The organism is Acidovorax sp. HMWF029 (genome assembly GCF_003060895.1).
GTDB lineage: Bacteria > Pseudomonadota > Gammaproteobacteria > Burkholderiales > Burkholderiaceae_C > Acidovorax.
This window is the reverse complement of record NZ_QAIH01000069.1, coordinates 1-4,666: the sequence shown is the minus strand read 5'-3', so window position 1 is coordinate 4,666 and position 4,666 is coordinate 1. Positions and strand designations below refer to the sequence as shown.

Below are 4,666 nucleotides of genomic sequence, written 5' to 3'. Positions count from 1 at the left end.
CGCCACGGGCGCGGCGGAGGGCACTGGGGCCGGGCGGGCGGCTGCAGGGTATTTGGAGAGCTGCTCTGGCGTGGCTTCCAGCGTGGGCACCTTGCCCTTGGCGCCACCCCGGGTACCGAGCGTGGCGACGAACTCCGTCTCGGAGGGCATCTCGTCACCCTCCGAGCGCTCCAGCACATCGCCTTTGAAAAACGCAGTCAGCTTGCGGGTCTGGATGTCTTCTCCGGGGCGCTTGAGCGTGAACACGTACTCCCAGCGGTCGGCATGGAACAGGCTGGTGACCAGGGGCGTGCCCAGGATTTCGCGCACCTGCTGGCGGCTCATGCCGGGCTGCAGGGCTTGCACCTGCTCACGCGACACAAAATTGCCCTGCACCACATCCACCTTGTAGGGCTTCACGATGCCGGCGATGCGGCTGCTGGCGCCATCGAGGCTGCCACAACCGGCCAAGGCAGCCATGCTGGCGCCGATCAATAGGACCAGGCCCAGGCGGGCGCTGCAACGGGCTTTGACGGGCATGGGTAAAAGGGCTGAGGATATGATCGCCGCATTGTAGCGGCTGCCCCCCTGGCCTTGAGGTGGGGGCCAGCACCCGAAGGAGCATGCCATGACCAATATCGACGAACTCAAAAGCACGGGACTCAAGGCCACGCTGCCCCGCCTGAAGATCATGGAGATCTTCCAGAAAGGCACGCAGCGCCACATGACGGCCGAAGACGTGTTCCGCGTGCTGCTGGAGGAGCGCTCGGACATTGGCCTGGCCACGGTGTACCGGGTACTGACGCAGTTCGAGCAGGCAGGCATCCTGATCCGCAGCAACTTCGAGAGCGGCAAGGCGGTGTACGAACTCAACGAGGGCCAGCATCACGATCACTTCATCTGCACGTCCTGCGGCAAGGTGGAGGAGTTCTATGACGCCGAGATCGAAAAGCGCCAACACGCCGTGGCCAAGGCCAAGGGCTGGCTGGTGCAGGACCACACGATGGCGCTGTACGGCCAATGCGCCGCCTGCGCAAAAAAAGGGTAACCCCCTGAGTCGCTTCGCGCCTTCCCCCCGAAAGGGGACGCTCCCGGCGCGGTGGGGCGCCCCTTGCGCTGGAGCGCTGGCCTGGGGCGCGCCAGTTTCGGTGGCCTGAGCGCCGCTAGCCGCCTGTATCGCGCTCCATGGCCCGGCGGTGACGTTCGACAAATTCCTGGTACGTATCGATGCCACGCAGCTGCAGGATGGTGTTGCGCACGGCGGCTTCGACCAGCACCGCGATGTTGCGGCCAGCCACCACCTGGATCACCACCTTGAGCACGGGCACACCCAACACGTCCTGCGTGAGCGGCTCGTAAGGCAGGCGCTCGTATTCGCGCTCCAGCGTCTCCTTGCGCACCAGGTGAACAATGAGCTTGAGGCGCATCTTGCGGCGCACGGCGGTCTCGCCAAAGATCGCGCGGATGTCCAAGAGGCCGATGCCACGCACCTCCAGCAGGTTCTGCAGCAACTCGGGGCACTTGCCCTCGATGGTGGTCTGGTTGATACGAAAGAAGTCCACGGCATCATCGGCCACCAGGCCGTTGCCGCGCGAGATCAGCTCCAGGCCCAGCTCGCTTTTTCCCAAGCCCGATTCACCGGTGATCAGAACGCCCAGCCCCAGAATGTCCATGAACACGCCGTGCATGGTGGTGCGGTCGGCAAAGTGCTTGGACAGGTAGGCGCGCAACACATCGATCACAAACGCCGACGACTCGTGCGTGGAGAACATCGGAATCTGCGCGCGCTCGCACATGGACACCAGCGCATCGGGTGCGGTCTGGTTGTCGGCCAGCACCAGCACGGGCGGCTCCAGCGTCACGATGCGCGCAATGCGGCGCTTGCAGTCGTCGGGTGACGCGTTGCTCAGGTACGCGATTTCGCGCTCGCCCAGGATCTGGACGCGGTAGGGATGGATGTAGTTGAGGTAACCGACCAGATCGGCTCCAGACCGCGCAGAACGCACGGCCACTTCGTCAAACCGCCGCTCCGATGCCCCCAGGCCCGCGACCCACTCCCATTTCAGGAGGCCACGGAACTCCTCGAAGAGAACATCGGCACTGACAACATTAGGCTTCACGGCGGGTCAGTGCTCAATCAGATCGGATCAGGAACAACACACAGCGCGCGGGGCGGGAAATCAGGCGGTCTGCGTGGACTGCCAGCCTGCGATCATGCCGTGCAGCTCGGCGGCATCGGTGCAGGCCTTGAGCTTTTCGCGCAGGGCCGAGTCGCTCAGCAACTCGGCAATTTCGGACAGGATTTCCAGGTGCTTCTGCGTGGCTGCCTCGGGCACCAGCAGGAATATAAGCAGCCCCACTGGCAATTCGTCGGGCGCGTCAAAACCAATCGGATTGAGCAACTGGAATACGGCTGCCATGGGAGCCTTCAGGCCCTTGATGCGGCCGTGCGGGATAGCCACGCCATGGCCCAGCCCCGTGGAGCCCAGCCGCTCACGCGCAAACAGGCTGTCGGTGATCAGCGCACGCGAGAGGCCGTGCTGGCTTTCGAACAGCAGACCCGCTTCTTCAAAAGCACGCTTCTTGCTGGTGGCGTCAACACTCACAAGCACTTGAGCGGAGGGCAGGATGGAGGCGAGTCGATTCATGGTCAAGGGTAACAATTATGCACATATTGGCGGAAACCCTGAGCGCCAGGGAATGGGCAACAAAAAACCGCCCGAAGGGGCGGCTGCGATGCCAGGCTCAGGGCTGGCGCGTCATGCGTGCATTTCGCGCTTGGCGGCTTCGTGGTGATGATCTTGCAAACGGTCCTTGTGGCGCACCACTTGTCGGTCCATCTTGTCGACCAGATCGTCCACAGCGGCATACAGGTCTGCGTGGGAACTTTCGGCAAACAGGTCGTTGCCCTTCACGTGGATGTTGCATTCCGCTCGCTGCCTCTTTTCCTTTTCCTTTTGCTTCTCTACCGTCAGCAGTACCTTGACATCGACAACTTGGTCAAAATGGCGGGTGATCCGATCCAGCTTCGTGGTGACATAGCTGCGCAAGGCGGGAGTAACTTCGAGGTGGTGACCGCTGATCGTCAAGTTCATAAATAAGTCTCCTGTAGCTCTCGGTGGGAAAAACGCCGCCCTGGATCAGAGGAGCGGCTCGGCGAACTTGGATGCATCCGTTGACGTGAGTTCACTATGCCCCTGCCCTCCCCGAAAAGCAATCCCATACCGCCCCGGCCTGCTGGGTTATGCCTGCCAAGGTGCCAAGCCCCCAAAAAACGCGCACAATGGGTGAGTTAGCAGGGGGCCGAAACCGCCCCCCCCGAAGCCCAAATCCCAAGCCCCTCTAGCGCGCCGCCGGGGAGGCTCCGTGCAGATACAGTCTCCCCACCACCAGCATTGACAGCACCCCGGCCGCAATGCCCACCAGTGCCGCCACCCAGTAGTTCTGTACCAGCCCCTGCGAATCGCGGCTGATCAATACCCCACCCACAAAGGACGCCACCCCCATGGCGGCAGACTGTACCGACGCGTTCAGGGTCATGAACGTGCCCCGCAAGGCGGGCTGCGCTGCCGAGGTGACGATGGCCATTCCCGGAATCATGCGTCCGCTCACGAAGGCGAACATCAGGGTGGACACCAGCAGCACACCCCCAAGCGGCAGCCCCTGGCACAGCGTGATGCCGAGCAGGCAGGGCACCGAGGCCACCACCAGCGCGCGGAAGGTGCGCACCTTGCCCCAGCGGTCGGTCCAGCGGCCAAACCAGCGCGCGGTGAACAACGTTGCAATGCCCCCGCACAGGTAAGCCAGCGGAATCTGGTCCGCCCGCACCCCGGCATTGGCCTGCATGTAGATGGTGATGTAGGGAATCACCGTGAACCCCGTGGACACCAGCAGCGCGGAGTACACAAAGGCCCAGCGATGGTTCGAGTCGGCCAGCACCTGTGCAATGCCCGAGAGCGCCGAGCGGCCGCCCGCCGCCTGCACGTGGGCGGTCAGGGGCGGCAGGGTGCGGGCCGCCTGGATGGCCAGCACCCCGACCAGGGCCGCGATGGCGATGAAGGGCAGGTTCCAGCCTCCATGCTCGGCCAGGATCAGCCCCAGGGGTACCCCTGCCACCGTGGACACCGCAAACGACGTCATGACGATCCCCATCGCCCGCCCGCGCCGCTCGAACGGAACCACATCCGCCACGATGGTCTGCGACAGGGCCGACAGCACGCCGCCAAACGCCCCCGCCAGGATACGCGCAGCCATGAGCGTGCCGTAGGTGGGCGCAACGCCGCAGGCCAGCGTCGCCAGCCCGAACAGCACATACAGCACCAGCAGCAGCCGCTTGCGGCCAAACCGGTCGATGTAAGTGGACGCGAGCAGCCCCGACGCCCCCGCCGACAACGTGTAGGCCGACACCAGCAGGCCGAACTGCGCGTCGCTGATGGCAAACAGCCGCGTGAACTGCGGCCCGAGCGGCATCATGATCATGAAGTCGAGGATGTGGGTGAACTGGATGCCGGCCAGGGTCAGCAGCAGCCAGAGTTCGCGGCGGGGAGTGAGCGCAGGGGTGGAGGTGGACACAGGCAAAGGCCGCAGGTGGCCCGGTCAAAGTCAGGGCCGCACAGTGTGCCCCAAGGGCGCGCACCCCGCCCATTCCCCCGCGCACCATACAGCCCCGCGCCACCTGCGCCCGTCC

At 64.3% G+C, this 4,666-nt stretch carries 6 protein-coding genes; 1 reads left to right on the top strand and 5 read right to left on the bottom strand.

Annotated elements, in window-relative coordinates:
- A partial coding sequence (locus tag DBR12_RS04170) for an outer membrane protein assembly factor BamE (RefSeq protein WP_108616096.1) occupies positions 1 to 519 on the bottom strand: 519 nt, incomplete at its 3' end.
- A gap of 88 nt (positions 520 to 607) precedes the next feature.
- Here DBR12_RS04170 and fur point away from each other — a divergent pair.
- Positions 608 to 1,027, top strand: a complete 420-nt coding sequence (fur, locus tag DBR12_RS04165) for a ferric iron uptake transcriptional regulator (protein ID WP_094291834.1) — start codon at positions 608 to 610, stop codon at positions 1,025 to 1,027.
- A 115-nt stretch (positions 1,028 to 1,142) separates the two neighbouring features.
- Here fur and hprK read toward each other — a convergent pair whose 3' ends face one another.
- The 4 genes from hprK to DBR12_RS04145 all read right to left on the bottom strand — a co-directional run bounded on the left by hprK (position 1,143) and on the right by DBR12_RS04145 (position 4,551).
- Positions 1,143 to 2,099 (bottom strand): HPr(Ser) kinase/phosphatase, encoded by a 957-nt coding sequence (hprK, locus tag DBR12_RS04160; protein ID WP_108616095.1) that lies wholly within the window; start codon positions 2,097 to 2,099, stop codon positions 1,143 to 1,145.
- Between the two features lie 60 nt (positions 2,100 to 2,159).
- Positions 2,160 to 2,627, bottom strand: coding sequence for a PTS sugar transporter subunit IIA (locus DBR12_RS04155; protein ID WP_063461724.1), 468 nt, complete (start codon positions 2,625 to 2,627; stop codon positions 2,160 to 2,162).
- Between the two features lie 111 nt (positions 2,628 to 2,738).
- Positions 2,739 to 3,074 carry a ribosome hibernation-promoting factor, HPF/YfiA family gene (hpf, locus tag DBR12_RS04150; protein WP_108616094.1) on the bottom strand — a complete coding sequence of 112 codons (336 nt, stop codon included), beginning with the start codon at positions 3,072 to 3,074 and terminating at the stop codon, positions 2,739 to 2,741.
- A 247-nt stretch (positions 3,075 to 3,321) separates the two neighbouring features.
- Positions 3,322 to 4,551 carry an MFS transporter gene (locus DBR12_RS04145; protein WP_108616093.1) on the bottom strand — a complete coding sequence of 410 codons (1,230 nt, stop codon included), beginning with the start codon at positions 4,549 to 4,551 and terminating at the stop codon, positions 3,322 to 3,324.
- Positions 4,552 to 4,666: the final 115 nt, after the last annotated feature.